This is a genomic window from Algoriphagus sp., from assembly GCF_039969895.1.
In the GTDB taxonomy this organism is placed as follows: domain Bacteria; phylum Bacteroidota; class Bacteroidia; order Cytophagales; family Cyclobacteriaceae; genus Algoriphagus.
In genome coordinates this window covers 353,150-369,384 of record NZ_JBDVMZ010000012.1, presented here as the reverse complement: position 1 = coordinate 369,384, position 16,235 = coordinate 353,150, and the positions used below count along the sequence as shown (strand labels likewise).

14 protein-coding genes and 1 riboswitch are annotated in these 16,235 nt (G+C 42.0%); of the genes, 5 read left to right on the top strand and 9 right to left on the bottom strand.

Going from position 1 to position 16,235, the window contains the following annotated elements:
- Positions 1-31: 31 nt before the first annotated feature.
- Genes ABJH64_RS07785 through ABJH64_RS07775 form a run of 3 tightly spaced genes read left to right on the top strand, consistent with a single transcriptional unit; the run spans position 32 to position 3,206 of the window.
- Positions 32-964, top strand: a complete 933-nt coding sequence (locus ABJH64_RS07785) for a polysaccharide deacetylase family protein (RefSeq protein WP_348277384.1) — start codon at positions 32-34, stop codon at positions 962-964.
- A gap of 23 nt (positions 965-987) precedes the next feature.
- Entirely contained in the window at positions 988-2,382 is a 1,395-nt protein-coding gene (locus tag ABJH64_RS07780; RefSeq protein ID WP_348277383.1) for a hypothetical protein, read from the top strand.
- Positions 2,379-3,206 (top strand): hypothetical protein, encoded by an 828-nt coding sequence (locus ABJH64_RS07775; RefSeq protein WP_348277382.1) that lies wholly within the window; start codon positions 2,379-2,381, stop codon positions 3,204-3,206. Before ABJH64_RS07780 ends, ABJH64_RS07775 begins: the two co-directional genes overlap by 4 nt.
- Positions 3,207-3,268: 62 nt before the next feature.
- On the opposite strand, the gene ABJH64_RS07770 is transcribed toward ABJH64_RS07775, so the two are convergent.
- The gene (locus tag ABJH64_RS07770; RefSeq protein WP_348277381.1) at positions 3,269-5,479 is read right to left on the bottom strand and encodes a DUF5916 domain-containing protein; all 2,211 of its coding nucleotides are present in this window, start codon (positions 5,477-5,479) and stop codon (positions 3,269-3,271) included.
- 206 nt (positions 5,480-5,685) lie between these two features.
- On the opposite strand from ABJH64_RS07770, the gene ABJH64_RS07765 reads away from it, so the two are divergent.
- Positions 5,686-6,669, top strand: coding sequence for a redoxin domain-containing protein (locus tag ABJH64_RS07765; RefSeq protein WP_348277380.1), 984 nt, complete (start codon positions 5,686-5,688; stop codon positions 6,667-6,669).
- A 2-nt stretch (positions 6,670-6,671) separates the two neighbouring features.
- On the opposite strand, the gene ABJH64_RS07760 is transcribed toward ABJH64_RS07765, so the two are convergent.
- Positions 6,672-7,103, bottom strand: coding sequence for a secondary thiamine-phosphate synthase enzyme YjbQ (locus ABJH64_RS07760; protein ID WP_348277379.1), 432 nt, complete (start codon positions 7,101-7,103; stop codon positions 6,672-6,674).
- 90 nt (positions 7,104-7,193) lie between these two features.
- On the bottom strand, positions 7,194-8,039 hold the full coding sequence (locus ABJH64_RS07755) for a fumarylacetoacetate hydrolase family protein (protein WP_348277378.1): 846 nt from the start codon (positions 8,037-8,039) through the stop codon (positions 7,194-7,196).
- A gap of 306 nt (positions 8,040-8,345) precedes the next feature.
- A riboswitch (TPP riboswitch) is annotated at positions 8,346-8,442 on the top strand.
- A gap of 135 nt (positions 8,443-8,577) precedes the next feature.
- Between ABJH64_RS07755 and ABJH64_RS07750 the strand changes: the two genes are divergently transcribed.
- Entirely contained in the window at positions 8,578-10,965 is a 2,388-nt protein-coding gene (locus ABJH64_RS07750) for a TonB-dependent receptor (protein ID WP_348277377.1), read from the top strand.
- Between the two features lie 44 nt (positions 10,966-11,009).
- Here the strand turns inward: ABJH64_RS07750 and ABJH64_RS07745 are convergent, their stop codons facing one another.
- The 6 genes from ABJH64_RS07745 to ABJH64_RS07720 all read right to left on the bottom strand — a co-directional run bounded on the left by ABJH64_RS07745 (position 11,010) and on the right by ABJH64_RS07720 (position 16,165).
- Positions 11,010-11,495, bottom strand: a complete 486-nt coding sequence (locus tag ABJH64_RS07745; RefSeq protein ID WP_348299510.1) for a hypothetical protein — start codon at positions 11,493-11,495, stop codon at positions 11,010-11,012.
- 43 nt (positions 11,496-11,538) lie between these two features.
- Positions 11,539-12,051 (bottom strand): YceI family protein, encoded by a 513-nt coding sequence (locus ABJH64_RS07740; RefSeq protein WP_348277375.1) that lies wholly within the window; start codon positions 12,049-12,051, stop codon positions 11,539-11,541.
- 112 nt (positions 12,052-12,163) lie between these two features.
- Positions 12,164-12,784, bottom strand: coding sequence for an intradiol ring-cleavage dioxygenase (locus ABJH64_RS07735; RefSeq protein ID WP_348277374.1), 621 nt, complete (start codon positions 12,782-12,784; stop codon positions 12,164-12,166).
- A 77-nt stretch (positions 12,785-12,861) separates the two neighbouring features.
- On the bottom strand, positions 12,862-13,683 hold the full coding sequence (locus ABJH64_RS07730) for a LytTR family DNA-binding domain-containing protein (RefSeq protein WP_348277373.1): 822 nt from the start codon (positions 13,681-13,683) through the stop codon (positions 12,862-12,864).
- A 5-nt stretch (positions 13,684-13,688) separates the two neighbouring features.
- Positions 13,689-14,756, bottom strand: coding sequence for a Fic family protein (locus tag ABJH64_RS07725; protein ID WP_348277372.1), 1,068 nt, complete (start codon positions 14,754-14,756; stop codon positions 13,689-13,691).
- Positions 14,757-15,046: 290 nt separating this feature from the next.
- A complete protein-coding gene (locus ABJH64_RS07720) occupies positions 15,047-16,165 on the bottom strand; it encodes an amidohydrolase family protein (protein ID WP_348277371.1) in 1,119 nt (372 codons plus the stop codon).
- Between the last annotated feature and the right edge of the window lie 70 nt (positions 16,166-16,235).

The window sequence follows — 16,235 nt, the reverse complement described above, 5'->3', positions numbered from 1 at the left end:
ATATTTATCTTAGGAAAAACAATCGCCCAAGATGAAAAACCTACGCTTCTTTCTACATCTACTTGCATTTCTTCCTACCCTCACTTTTTCCCAAAACCTAGCTGAAAAGCTCGGCTATGAGAAAGACACCAAGCTGCTCATCATTCACGGCGATGATGTGGGCGTGTCGCACTCGCAAACCAAAGCGACTTTTGATGCCATGAAAAAAGGCCTGGTGAACTCCACCAGCATGATGGTTCCTACGGGCTGGTCTGCGGAAGTTGGGGAAATGGCGAAGGAAATGCCCGACGCGGATATTGGGATTCATATCACATTGACAAATGAATGGTTGAATTTCAACTGGGGACCTGAAGCGGGAAGAACCGCTGTTCCTGGTTTGGCCGATGAAAAAGGCCACATGTATCCCGACTGCGCACAAGTAGCCGCGAATGCTAGTCCTGCCGAAGTGGAAAAAGAAATCCGAGCGCAAATCAAAGCTGCCAATCAAATGGGAATCACACCAACACATCTGGATTCTCATATGGGCTGTATTTTTTATGGCAGGCCAGAGTATTTGGTTTCCTATCTGAAAATTGCCCAAGAACTCAACATCCCGGCGATGATCAATCAGCAAATGATTGAAGGGATCGTTAAGCCGAACGCTACACTTTTTGAAGGAATTCAGGTGGATAAGTTCCCAGTGGTAGATCAGCTATTTATGGCTGAGCCAAAAGATTATGAAGCTGGAATGGAGGCCTTTTATACCGACGCATTAAATAATCTGCAACCTGGATTTAATGTAATTCTGATCCATTTGGCATTTGATGATGAAGAAATGAATGCCGTGACTTCTGGCCATGACACCTATCATGCCCCTTGGAGACAGGCGGATTATGATTTCTTTACCAGTGAAAAAGCCAGTGAACTATTGAAAAAGAATAAGGTACAATTGGTGACTTGGAGAGAAGTAGGCAAAACGATGTAGTTTTGTAGGCAAATTCTGCCATTATGAAATACTCCTTTTTAGCTATTCCAATCCTTCTTTTGAGCTCGCTTTCCTGCCAAGGACCTCAATCAGAGGAGGTATCTCTTTTTGATAGTTTAGATAGATTGCCTTCTTTACTTGTCAATGATGCAGCTAGCTTTTCTCTGGGAACTGAGCATATCTTGATTAGCGGAAAGCAGCAGGGAATTAGCTTGAAAACCATACAATTGCTTAGCGGCTTTAGCGCTGCTATTAAAACTGAAACTGAATCAATCTGTCTGGACAATCCTGATTCCTTTACTAAATATCCTTTCGCTAGCAAGCAGCTTTTTCAACTGGATAATGAAGGTCTCGAAGTAAGTCAGCTCCAAATTATCAGCAAAGAAAAACTTGGGATCACCCTACTTTATTCCATCAAGAACGTGGGTAAGTCCACAAAAAACATTCGATTTCAATTTCAGCCAAGTGTCGATCTGAAACCTAGTGCGCTGATGGATAGCACAGTTGGAGGCAATGCTCCTGACCAGATTATCTTTGATGAGTTGACTGGAATCTTCACCGCAAAGGATCAAGCGAATGACTGGTATGCAATCTGGGGAACTTCAACCGACCATACCATAAGTCCAAAAAACTCTGATTGCACCCCAGAAATCATAAAACACGGAGCAAGTGCTGGATTTGAGATTCCATTGGAACTAGCAGCAAACGAAGAGCGGTTTGTTCCCGTTTTCATCGCAGGTTCTGATCAGGGAGAGTACACAGCGATCGAGACTTTAGTAGATCTACGTGCTGATCTCCAAACGGATTGGGATGAGAATTTTGCGCTGGTAGATTCACTTCAGTCCACATCTAAAATCACAATTCCCGGGAAAGAAGTTCAAGAAGCTTATGAGTGGAGTAAGTTCAAGGTGGGACTATTTCAATTTGAAAAGGGGGATATAAATCCTATTCCAATAGAGAATCCTGAAGAGCTCTATTTTTTGCTAAATGAATTGAGCCAGGGTTTTCCAGAAATGCTGGATAGAACTATTTTTACTTTTGATGAAACTAAGCCTAGACATATCCAACCTGGTTGGGAAATGATTCAGCCAATGACATTATATATGGTTGGGGTCTTTGGAGATGTAGCAAATCGAGTGACCTACATTCGCCCAAATTTGCCTAAAGAATGGAAAGAAGCTTCTATTGAGAATCTTTGGATCGATGACAACAAGCTCAACATTAGCATTACTTCTGACTCGGTTAAAATCATCATAGAAGTCACCCAAACCCAAAAGAAGGCAGGTATTTCTATCGAGCTTCCAGAAGAATTCTCTAAAGTGAAAGTTTTAGGAAAGGAAGTCAGCAGCGATACTAAAGATGGTTTTCGTAGAATCTTGATGACAGGGGCAAAAGCAACTATAGAAGCTAGTCGATGAAACAAGTTTTTCTGTTCTTTATACTTTTTAGTTCTTGGACTTTAGCTTTTGCCAAGAATACAGAATGCGTCTGCAGTACTTCGGATGATTTGACCATCAAACAGGTTGTGGATGCGGATCTGGTTTTCAGGGGAACAGTCATTGATCAACACACAGAAAAATTTCCAGGATTAGGTTATCAATATGTCGCCAAATTTGAGGTTGCAGAATTCATAAGAGGGGAGTATGAGGAAAGGTTTGTAGAGGTAATCATCGGATATGGACATTATTGTGATCCAAAATTTTTTAGGAATACGGAATACCTCGTGCTCACAAAATACAATTATGAATCAAAAAAATATGAAACGTCTGTCTGTATAGGTTCACGGATTTGGGATGAATCCTCGACTTGGAATAAGGCCTCCTCTCGAGAAAAACGCATGATCGGAGAGTTTCAGAATGGAAAATTCGAGCACTCATGGCGGAATCAATTTCATCAAATTATCGCCAAAGGGAAAGTTATAGCTGGAAAGCCAGAAGGAAAGTGGGAATTTTTTAACGGTCATCAAAAAACAGAGTTTGGCTGGTTCGAAAATGGTAAAAAACAAGGGGATTGGATTACCTTTTCAAAGAGAACTTGGGTGTGCGATTGGATGGGACTTCCTTTGAACTGCAACTTGGAAAATTTCAATCCTCCTCATCCAGAGGGCTGGATCTCCCAAAAAACACCTTTCAAAGACGGGGCTATTCATGGAACCGTACTCGTCTATCACGAGTCTGGTTGTATTCTAAGTGAATCTATTTTTGAAAAGGGTATTCAGCTAGGTGATACGAATTTCTTTTAGGTAGCTCAGATATAATTTTTAAGACTGCCAGAAGACAGCTTAGTTTGAAACCTCTGTTTACTTTAAAGATTCAACCAATAATTAACCTTAAATACTAACGAACGCTGTTTTGGCTGAAAGCTTTCAGGAAAGTAGTTGTCCGTATAGACTAAGAAAAAGTCCGAAACCGGTGCAAATCTCCATTGCAAACGGGTGTTGATATTGAGGTTATCAATCTGATTATTATACTGTACAAATGTCGTCCAAAACAGACTTTTAGTAAATGTCAAATCAATTCTTGGTCCTACCAAGATCAAATCAGCATCTTTTTGAGGGGCTGGGAGTCGGATTCTGGCATAATTGAAATTCATCGAAATATTAGCCTTATAGCCAATTCTCACGGCAGTAACTGTCTCTAATCTCTGGATATTTCCAGTGTAGTATTGACCCACCTCGGAAAGCAAGGTCACATTGAATACATTTCTTGGATTGCTTTGATACTCCAGCTGAACCGTCTTCGTACTGTAATCACTGCCAGCAGGGAGTTTATCCCCGCCAGTTCGGGTCGGATCAAAATCCTTAAATAAATACACATACCTATTCCGCTGGGTAAGCGTAATCTCCGAAAATGAGTTGAACTGAGCGGTGTAGCTGAGATTAATATCGCGGTCTGTTGTTCCAATCGCCTCGTTCCAATAACCTTCAAATTCTACCTTTGGCCCGTGTCTATTGATGAGGCTGGATCTGGGATAAAATAAATAGGAGACATCAGGATTAAAACGCTTAAAATCCGACCTAGGAAGGAACCCAACTTCAGGATTGAAATCCTTGCCAATATCCTGATAGCTCGCACTCCATGACCAATGAATATCGCTGAAAAGCATATAAACATTTGCAGAGTAGGGTTTGACAGTCTCTCGGGATTCGAATGTGCGGTGGTAGAACGCCTTTCCCGTCCATTTACCATTGGCAGAATTAAGGTTATAATCCAGCCCCACTAGCCGATTATAATCCTCAGGATTGAAGAGTGATTGATACTCATCGAGGGCAAGCGACTCCTTATCCACATAGATCAATCTTATAGTTGATCTCGCAAAAACCTTTTTCTGAATAGCCAAAACCGAGAAATTTTTTCCTGCAATTCCTGCTTCCTCATCCGTAGCAGTCTGCATATTCATCACCCCAATGCGCCAATTTTCATTTAATTTTCCGCTCAATCTGGCTCCATAGATAATTTTACTTTGGATATTTTGGCCTGTGGCCGAATCTATATCCACTCCTATTCTTCTGGAGAAAAACGGTCGAGATCGCATCTGTCCAAAACTATCAAAGAGATCTGCATTCTCGAGAAAAAATTGCCTGCGCTCCGGGAAAAAAATCTCGAATCGATCCAAATTCGTCACTTGCTGATCCACTTCCACTTGTGAAAAATCGGGGTTGAACGTCAAATCCAAATTCAAGGCTGGACCTATGCCTATTTTGGCATCACCACCTACCGCCGGTGTCAATTTTTCGCTGGAATTCTCTAGGTAGTTTGTGGATGTTCTGCCTGCGATATAAGGGATCAAGGAAATGTTTGCGGAGGTCTTCTTTAGTGGTTCTTCGAAAATCAGCTTTCTGTTAAAAGCCGTCGAAAGAATTGAAAAATTTCTTGGAATAGGAGACCAGCTACTCCGCTCACCTGCATGGCTATCAATTCTATAGAAGTTGACGTTCCAATTTTGCGTGCCATCCTTAAATCGGATGGTAGAAAGGGGGATGATTACCTCTACCTGCCAGCTATCTTCCAATACTTTAGCTTCAGAAAACCACTTATTATCCCAAGCCAAACTCAGATCTTCTGATCTAGTACCACCATTGGCTACTAAACCTTCGCGCTGCACACCGTAAGGATTTACTCCAAATTGAAAAGCATTGGTTAAGTCATTGAAAGTATCAAATGTAAAGGTGATCCCATCATTTTGCTGTCCCCGGTAATCCCGGCGCAATGAAGTAGAGACGTATTCCCGCGGTTCATTATTCTCCATGATTGCCGCCAAGTAGAGATTTTCTTCATCAAAGGCAATTTTCACGCGAGTCTGTACCTCTGCCAGCGAAGTATCAGATGGGAAATACTGCATAAAATCCGTATTCCATCCTGCCGAATCAGCCCAAATTTCCTCATTTAACTCTCCATCTAGTACTATCGGATCCTTCAACTTGAAAGCGAAGGCATTCGATCTTGGCTTAGACTGAGCTAAGGTTTCATTAGACAGAAATAGGATTAAGAGAAAAAGGGGAATATAGTTCCGCATAGTGAAGCAATAGCAAACAAAAATATGGTACAGAAGTCAGCGCGGAACTTAAATTATACCAGTGGTAAACTAATTCAGTGAGGGCTCCGGACAATTCCCAAATGAATTGATAATCAAGGTTCTTTCTCTACTAGATAAGTCTCATTAATTGACATTCTAAAAAATGAAAACTATATTAGTTTGACAACTGCTTCTAGCTCAACTTCATGAAAATCGCATCTAGCACGCTGCTCTTTATCCTAGTCTCTGTTATATCTTTTGCTCAAGAAACGATCGTTTCCGCAACTCTTACTGGTCAGGCAAATAAGAAGGAGACGAATATAATTTCCCTGGATAATAAAGGACATTTTATGGACGAAAAGCTAGAGTTTGAATTAAAAACTTCTTCAGAAATCCCAACTCAAGTTTCATTTATTAAAACTCAGCCGAATGGTAAAATTATTGGAAGCGCCTCTTTTTGGGTGTTTGACGATACCTATCAGGTTACTGGTAGTATAGAAGACTTTTCAACACTGAAAATCTTTCCAAATCATCCATATAATGAATTAGTAGAGAAGTTTGCTAATTCCGAAGTGGAAAAAAGGAAGGAATTAATCGCTGATAATATTTCGACAGCAGTGGGCCTAGAATTTCTTTCATCATCTGTTTCTTATTATTCAGATGAAGAGTTGGCTGAACTGCTGGCACAAGTTCCAGAGTCTCTACAGGCTATTGTGCCTTACACCAAAACAAAAACCAACTTGCTCACCAAAGATGCTGAAAAGCTAAAAATAGGAATGCAGGCTCCTGATTTTGAGCTGGAAAGCCGTAAGGGAAAATTGGTTTCCCTATCGGATTTTGATGGGAAATACAGACTGCTGGATTTTTCTAACTCTGGCTGTGGGCCTTGTTTTATGGCACTTCCTGAAATCAAGGAAGCTTATGAAAAGTACGGTTCTGAAGTAGAAGTGATTTCCATTTGGGATGACAAAACCAAAGACATTTGGATGAATTTTTCCAAAAAGCACAAGGAACAGATTATCTGGACTGACTTATGGGATGCCGAAGGGTATGTGTCCCGATTATATCAGATCAAGATCCTTCCCTCCTATATTTTGGTCAATCCGAATGGGGAAATAGAAAAGATCTGGAACTCTTATAGAGAAGGGAAAATAGTGCGAGAAATGGATTCAATATTCGGAAAAAATTAGCTTCATTGTACCTCTCCAAATGCCGTGAGAATCAAGCATCTGCTGCCACCATTTCTCCGAAATTCGCATAGATAAATTCCCTGCCAAATTCCTAGGTTGAGTTTTCCACCAGAAATGGGAATTTGAAGACTACTGTCAAAAAAACTGGCTTTAATGTGCGCAGGCATATCATCTGGACCTTCATCAGTGTGGATAAACCGTGGATAAGACTCTGGAATTAACTCATTTACGAAGGTTCGAAAGTCTTTTCTGACTGTAGGATCCGCATTTTCATTGATGGTCAAGGCTGCAGAAGTGTGCTGGATGAAAACCTGTAAAAAACCCGTCTGAATTTGGGCAATTTCAGGAATGGCGGCTTCGATTTTGTCGGTGATCAAATGATAGCCAGATGGAAAAGCCGGTAAGCGAAGCTGGTGCTGGAAGAAATGGGTCATTTTTAAAAATAAGAAAAGCATCAGTTTGCTCAAAAAAAGAGGAACTGATGCTCAGGTAATTTGGATGAAAATCGGTTTGAAATTAAAACACTAGATCTTCTCAATGAAATTCTCCAGCACTCCCACCTCATCAATTCCAATTCTTACTTTGTCACCAACTTCTAACGTAAAGTCATCTGGGACGATCCCTGTGCCCGTCATCAGAAAACACCCAATCGGAAAGGTATTCCCTCGAAAAAGCCAGTCGGCCAATTCCTTTGGCTTACGTTTCAACTGCGTCAATGGACATTCACCAGCAAAAGCTAACGCGTCATCTCTATAGATTTCTAAGTTGATAGTAGCAGTTACTTCTATGGCTTCATCAGTAATCAGCAGACAGGGTCCTATCGCTGCACTACCTGCATACACCTTGGCCTGCGGCAAATAGAGGGGGTTTTCACCTTCGATGCTTCGACTGCTCATATCATTTCCGCAAGTGTATCCTTGGATTTTTCCAGAAGGGGAAATCACCAAGGTCAACTCTGGTTCTGGCACATCCCAAGTGGAATCTTTTCGGATATTTACGGCCGAGCCAGGAGCTGAAACTCGACTGGCCGTCGCTTTGAAAAATAACTCCGGACGATCGGCATGATAGACTTTATCGTAAAAATCTGCCCCTCCAGCATCCTGCGACTCCTCCATTCTGGCCGTTCGACTGCGGTAATAAGTCACTCCAGCAGCCCAAATTTCCTGATTTCCCATTGGAGCTAAGATTCCCTTTGAAAGTAAATCATCTGCTTTTTCAGAGGTAATAGCTTCCCAAGATTTGGATTCGGAATTGAGGTAATCTTTCAGATTTTCTTTCGCCAGTAAATCATCCCAATTTAATTCGGGGCCAAAAAAAGCTTGATTTTCAAACTGTAAAAGTGTTCCTGATGGCAATTTGTAGATTTTCATAGGTTAGTAGGTTTGATTAGAAATTTAGGAAAAAGATTTGAGACATGGATAAGGGGTTAAACTGAAAACCAACATACGGTATTGAAATTAGACTATTATTTGAAGAGCTACTTTGTGTGGGAAAAAGAAAAAACCTCTGTGAAACCTCCGCGTGCTCTGTGCTTCCGTGTTAAGAATACTTTTTTTCAACTCAGAGAGACAGAGATCTCGGAGAATACCACAGAGAAAATGTTTTAAATAAATATCGCAAAGGCATAATTTCCAATACGCTATTTGTGCAGCAACTTTTCCCCATTACCTTTGCTCATAGATCATAGGGGGTGCCTTAACAAAACGGGCTGAGATCATACCCATACGACCTGATCCGGATAATGCCGGCGAAGGGAAATGAACAAGCGTAGCAATAAAACAGATCAGCATGCAGAAGCGGTACCCTTCTGTCTTTTGATTTCTTCATTGCTTCAGGGTAAACACTAACGGGGGGCTTCCCTAGAGCTTTCTCATGTTTCACTCAATCTCCCGAAAGGGAATTTATCACATGAAAAAATCAATTCTTGGCTTGGCTTTATGCCTAATCGCCATCTCAAGCTGGGCTCAGCAAAGCCTAAGCGGAAAAGTGTTGGATGCTGGATCTGGCGAAGCATTAGTAGGTGCTTCTGTCTGGGCAGAAAACCAGGGAAAAGGAGGAGTCACAGACGAAAATGGCCTTTTCACAATCAACAAACTACAAGCAGGAGTAATCGAGCTTCGTGTTTCTTACCTAGGCTATGGCACGGTCAAGCAATCACTCACCTTGCCGTATTCAGGCCAGCTCAGTATCAAACTTCAGCCCAAAGACCTGATGACGGAGGAGTTTATCGTGTCGGCTACTCGCGCTTCCCAAAGTACACCAACTACTTTCCAAGAAATCAGCAAGGAAGAGCTAGCCAAACGAAATCTTGGTCAGGATATTCCGATTTTGCTGAATTTCACTCCCTCCGTAGTCACGTTCTCGGACGCAGGAGCAGGGATCGGCTATACCGGGATGCGGATCAGAGGTTCGGACCAAAGTAGAATCAATGTCACAGTAAATGGCATCCCAATGAACGATGCCGAATCTCATGGGGTATTCTGGGTGAATATGCCTGACTTCGCTTCTTCTGTGGATAACCTACAGATTCAGCGTGGAGTAGGTACTTCCACCAATGGTGCAGCTACTTTTGGCGCAAGCCTGAACTTCCAAACGGACACTAGAAATGACGAAGCCTATGCACAAATTGACAATTCTGTAGGTTCATTCAATTCCTTCAAGCATACCGTGAAAGTCGGTTCAGGACTTCTAAACAACCGATTTGCCGTGGATGCCCGCCTTTCCAAAATCACCTCGGATGGCTATGTGGATCGAGCTTTCTCTGACCTGAGCTCTTACTTTGTGTCAGCAGGATACTTTGGAGAGAATCACGTGCTGAAATTGAATGTGTTTTCCGGAAAAGAACAAACCTACCAAAGCTGGTATGGACTTCCTGAATCCAAACTGGAAGATGACAGAACGTTCAATTATTACACCTACGACAATGAAACCGATAACTACCAGCAGGATCATTACCAACTGATCTATGCTGGACAACTCGGCAACAATTGGAAGCTAAATGGCGCGCTCCATTATACCTATGGCCGTGGGTATTATGAGCAATATCGGGAAGACGATTCCTTTGCGGAGTATAGATTGCCAGACGTGACTATAGGTGATTCGACCATCACCAATACAGATATTATCCGAAGGCTTTGGTTGGACAATGACTTCTTTGGCGGTGTAGCTTCTGTAAATTATGTCTCTAATGACGGGCGTTGGGATGTGGTATTTGGTGGGGGCGCCAATCGCTACGATGGAGATCACTTCGGAGAAATCATCTGGGCGAGAATAGCCGGTGACACAGAAATCCGAGATCACTATTACGACAATACTGCTGTAAAAGACGATCGAAATGTATATCTAAAAGCAACACGAGAACTGACAACAGGACTAAGCCTATATGGAGATCTTCAGTTGCGATCCATAGATTACTCATTCTCTGGAATTAATGAAGACGGGAGAGTCCTGGATAGCAAGGAAAATTATACCTTCTTCAATCCAAAAGTGGGAATCAGTTATGAAAACTCCGGAAGAACATGGTATGCGAGCTATGCTGTGGCCAATAGAGAACCGAAAAGGGCTGATTTCACTGACAATGAAATCACTCAACTACCTAAACCGGAACGATTGAATAATATTGAGGCAGGGGTAAGAGCCAGAAGTGGTGGCTTCACCTACAGTGCAAACTTGTATCTGATGGATTACAAAGATCAGCTGATCCCAACCGGACAAATCAACAACGTAGGTGCAAGTATCCGTGAAAACGTAGCTGATTCCTATAGGGCAGGAATAGAGCTGGACGCGGCTTATCAGCTATCCAAATCCTGGACCTTGGGAGCCAATTTGGCTCTCAGCCAGAATAAAATCAAAGAGTTCACCGAATATGTGGATGACTACACTACTCCAGAGTTCTCCCAAGTAGCCTTTACTTATACTGATACGGATATTGCGCTCTCTCCGAATGCAGTGGCATCTGCGATGATCGAGTACAAGCCTGTGAAAAATCTCTCGCTGAATTGGCTGGGAAAATATGTAAGCAAGCAGTACTTGGACAATAGCAGTTCGGATGCACGCTCGCTCGATGCATTCTTCACCAATGACATAAGAATCAGCTATTCTGTACAGCCACGATTTTTCAAAAGTGTGGAGTTCAATCTGCTTGTAAATAACATCTTCAATGAGATGTATGAGCCCAATGGCTATACCTTTAGCTATTTTGTGCCTGGAGAAAATGAAAGAGAATTGGTGACAGAAAACTACTATTACCCGATGGCCGGAACCAACTTTATGCTGGGATTGAGCTTGAGGTTTTAAGGATTTATAAGCACTTAGGGGCGAAGGATTCTTCGCCCTTTTTTTCAAATCCCCAAGCCCTCCTTTAATTCCTCTAAAGCCAGAGCGGCTTTTTTCTCTTTGGCATAATCAAGCACCAAAAATTTCCTTCCATCAGCAAGAAGTACAACTTTGTAAATGGTCACTTGAGCGGACATTGTCGGCGTAATTCCATTTGGAACGAAGGTTTTACGAAAACTATGCTGGACTATCTCTGCCTTGTGGACTAATGGCAAATCCATCCAATCCCCCATATTATACCATAGAATAGTTTGGTATTCTTTGTATTTTTTCCCTGCAAAATCAATGAGAATTCTCGACTTAATGGTACTCATAATTAGCCCAATCAAAATGGCGCCACCACCAACCAAGGCGACTTTCATGGGATCAGTATCCATATCAAACAAGAGTCGCACAAGTATCACTACTAGCCCTGCACCAAGCATGATCTGACCCAGTAATCGTGGCCCTTTAGTGCCGTCGTTATGATTTTTGTAGATAAATTGTTGCAAAGAGACTGAGATTATTTCTTCCTCAATAAAAGAAAACATTCTCTCATTTACCTACTAATTCCACGCTTAGGTCTATTTCACGATCGACCAAGGTGCGATCCACCCAACTCCCACTATAAGCAATATCCCAATTAAAGCGATCAATCTGTAACCTTGTTTGGAAATGGTGTTTACCCAACTTTTCTACTTCAAAGGATACAGGATTAGCTATTCCTTTGATCGTGAGCGAGGCATCGACCAGCAACTTGTTGTTTTGTAATTCTTCGACTGAGAGAAAATTTAGAAAAGAAACTGGGTGTTTATTCACATCAAAAAAATCTGAGTTTTTGAGGTGATTAGTGAGATTTCTGATAGGAATAGGGTCAGAGGCGGGAATATCTGTAACGGTGATGCTTCTCATATCCACGCTAATTTCGCCTCCTGTTAGGATCTGGTTTTGGAGGAGAAGATACCCTTTTTGGATAGCTATCTCTCCCTCATGACTTCCCAATCCCCTCATTTTTGTTCCCTTCCACTTGATCGAAGATCTAGTCAAATCAATGGGTAGCGTGTCCACTCTTTGGTCTGGAAAATTTGCAGTAGGACGTATTAAAACCTTTGAATTCCCCTCTGTCGAATATTTCCTTTCCCCACAACAGAAGAGGAATATTAAGCCAATGATGCAGAGCTTATTCATAATCGGGGATATTCAAGCCCAAAATTAAATCTCGTTCGATCAACCAAACACCATTTTCCAGCTTTGGCTTTACAATCCCAGAGCCTCCACGATTGGGCAGCTTGGCTCTTTTCTCCAAAGTCAGAATGGGATCATCCGCAAAGACATAATCATCCATATAATAGGCAGTTTTTCCGGGTTCTTTTACCGTGAGGTGAATATGCTCTGGTTCTTCACCCGTTGGATATGCGCTTGGTCGAAAGGTGTAAAAAGTATAATTCCCCTCCCTATCCGTCTTCACCCAACCTCGTATAGATCCATGCCTTTTCGCCCATCCTTTTTCATCTCCGGCTTTAGGATATCTACCAGTTCGGTCGGTATGGTATAGGTAAAGGATCACATCAGAGGCGGGAGTTTTCCCATCCTTATGAAATACAATCCCAGTGATTTTCAGCTTCGGCTCGTTGTCCAAAAAGAGCGGAAGCGTATCAATTGCAAGGAGTTTCTCATCACCATACTCGAAGATGGCTTCACAGCCTTCGCAAGGGCCACCGACGATTTTATCCGAAAGTTTGGTTTGTGCTTGACAAGAGAAACCACTTAAAAGAAGCAGAAATAGAAGTGTTTTGTCCATGATATTTTTTTTGCGAAAAGGTGGACAAAAATTCTTTGGGCGAAAAATCAACTACGCTAAGGCGTTGAAAAAATGGGTCAAGACGTTTTCAAAGCTGAAAATCGTTGCTTGAAGTTATCCGCATAATTTCTACTCAGTCGGAGTTCCTCTTGATTGGAAAGCTGAATATCGTAATCGCCATTCAGACGGGATTTATAAGAGACGACTTTGCTGAGATTTACGATGCTGGACTTATGGATTCTGACAAATTTCTCTGGATCTAGCTGATCCAAAATAGATTTTAAGGTAGCCGAATGAAGCTGCTTTTTGTCCAGCGTATGAATAGCGATGTAGGGAGACTCTGCTGCGATGAAGAAAATATCTGAAGTTTTGATGGCAGTTTTCTTCCTTGATGTACCCACAATTACTTGGTCTATAGGAGACGATTCAGTTGAATTTACTTTGGCGGGCACCACTTTTCTGATCAGCATCAAGCCAATCACCGAATAGATCAACAAGTACTTATATAAATCCTCAGAAAGTGTGTAGCCCAAATTCCTCAGGAGTGTGAAGGTATGGGAATAGAAAAGAGCTGAAACTACATGCACTAAACCTGCAAAGAGGATTATGTGAAGTATGGACGCCAGAATTATAAACAACAACCTTTTTATCCACAATTCTCGAATCTTGGAAAAGGTAGAAACAGTACTAAAAATCCTATTCAACAGGAATGTAACCGGCAGAATCAAAATCCAAAACAAATTGAATAGAAAAGACTCTGAGGCATAAAATGAATAATCGTTGCGCTTAGAGCTCAAGTAATCTTGAAAAATCGTCACCAGCAAAACCAGAACCAAGACGACGAGATACTTCAGCGTCGCTTTGATTCTGGGTTTCTTTTGCAGGATTTCTTTGCTCATAGGATCTAAGTTCTTATAGTAAGCAGCGCGTATAATTTTTCGTTAACATAGTAATTTCCCGTACCCAATTTTTCCTTTCGAAGAACACCATCTTCAGCGAGTTTATTGAGGTAGTTCGCAGCAGTGATTCTTGATACGCCCATATCTCGCACGATAAACTCAATCTTGGTATAAGGATGCTTGAACAAATTATTCAGCAGCTCCTGAGAATAAAACTTGTAATTGTCCCGAAGCTGAATCTTCATTTCAGCCATCAACACTTTCAGATTTTCTATCAAAATGATGGTTTCCCGAGCGGTATTTTCTACTCCTGTGATCATATAAGATAGCCAATTTTCCCATTCCCCATTTTCTCGGACTCCTTGAAGCAAGCTGTAATAATCCGCTTTGTTTCGAATGATATGACTACTGAGATATAGAATTGGAAGCTTCTGCAAACCACCCAAAATCAGATACAAAATATTAATAATCCTTCCTGTCCGTCCATTGCCATCATAGAATGGGTGGATACTTTCAAACTGAAAGTGAATGATAGCCATCTTCACCAGCGGATCAAAATCGCTCATTTCGGGGCGATTGATAAATTGCTCCAGATTGGACATCAACTCAAGAATCTCATTGGGATCTTGTGGAGGAAGATAGACAGTCTCGCCAGTTTGTGCATTTTTCAGCGCAGTGCCGGGAAGCTTTCGGAATCCTGCATTATTTCCCTCAAGCGTCTCCTGAATCTCTAGAATGATCTGATTGGTCAGCAATCCTTTCTTCTCCACCAACTCGAATCCACGCTTCATCGCCGCCACATAATTCTGAACTTCTTTGATCGCGGGAGTCATGGACTCAAATTCCAAGTCAGACTTGAATAGCTCATCATGCGTGGTGATGATATTCTCCACGGCAGAACTGTCCTTGGCTTCTTGGATCGCCAAGGTATTCAGCAAAATCTCGTGATTGGGAATGGAATAAATCAAGCCTTTCAGCTCTGCCAAGGCTGCATGAGCAGCAGGAAGCTGCTTGAGGACGGACTTGGATTCCAAGTCATCTTCGTAAGGCAAAGGAGTCAGTACCCAAGTCATATGTAAAGATTATTGAATTTTCTTTACAAAGGTAGGTTCTTATGTAAAGAAAGCAAGGGTTTTCTTTACATAAGAGAAGGTGTATGTAAAGATTATTCGATTTTCTTTACATATAGATGGAGATATGTAAAGCCGCTTTACATAGGGTTTGAAAAAATGTAGAGCCGAAAGATTTTTCGCCCTATTGAAAATCGGGTTTTTCAGGGCAAATTAAGATTTAATCGATTGAGTAAAATCTCTGTGCCCTCTGTGAAACCTCTGTGTCCATTGTGGTTAAAATAGGAAGGCCATCAATCCGGAAACAACGTCTTATCCATTCCGGGCACAATCCGCAATGCATTTTTGTAATACAGCTTTTTCAACACCTCATCAGAAAGGCCCAAACCATACATGGCCCAAAACGCATGGTACTTTTTGTAATAAGGGAAATACTCATCCTCAGTCTCCAGCACTCGGAAGTAAGTATAAAACTCCTCCTTGTTATAAGCATCCTTGCCAAAAAGAACACGATCCTGGTACTTCTCAAAAAACTCCCTGGCACGTCTGGGCTGACGGCCAAACTCCGCAATCACGGCTCCGATACCGAAGTTCACATTGGGATATTTTTCTAAGTGAGCACTAGCCGCATCCAAGTCATTTGCCATCCAACCCATGTGTGCATTGATGAAGGTAGTCTTGGGATGCTTCGCAAAAACATCGTGCTGCTCAGCCATAATCTGTTCAAAAGGTGCCGGATTGTCCGCTCCCCGCTGACGGTTGGGATGCGTCTTAAGTTCTAGCCAACGCTCGTTATTGGCATCCATCGGGTCCCAAAACTGGGCAGGATCGGCAGAGTGAATAATAACTGGAATGCCAAGTTCGCCAGCTTTGGCCCAGACTGGGTCCAAATCTGGATGATTGACCGGTACTCTTTTACCATTCACGTCAGTTACATTGAGGCCAAGGCTCTTGTAGATTTTCAATCCGCTAGCTCCAGCTGCCACATCTTCCTCGAGCTCCTTCACCGCGATTCTACTCCAATTTTCATCACCAAAGCCGGCAAAATTTAAATTAGTAAACACCATAAATCTCCCCGGTGCATGGGTATTGAACTCCTTTAGCATACTCTTAATGTAATCCTGCTGCGTATTGCTATCTCCGCGACCAAAGCCACGGCCGCTGAGGTTTACCATCACGCCCATGTTGATCTCATCCATCTCTGAGATCAGCTGATCGATTTTCTGCTCATTTACTCCGCCTTGATGTGAGTGAATATCCACGAAAGGAAACTTGGCTCTTTTCACCGGATGCTCGGGTACTTTCAGGGTAGAAGGAGGATTGTATTCCTCAAAACTCATTTCCTGAGCTACCACAGCAGTGCTGAAAATTGAGAAAGCTGAAACAAGTAAAAATCTGGAGTAATTATTCATAGACTAGCAGTTAGAGTTAGGTAGGCTTGCTTACGCAAAATTGTTCAAACAGTTAAATATCCTGAAAATA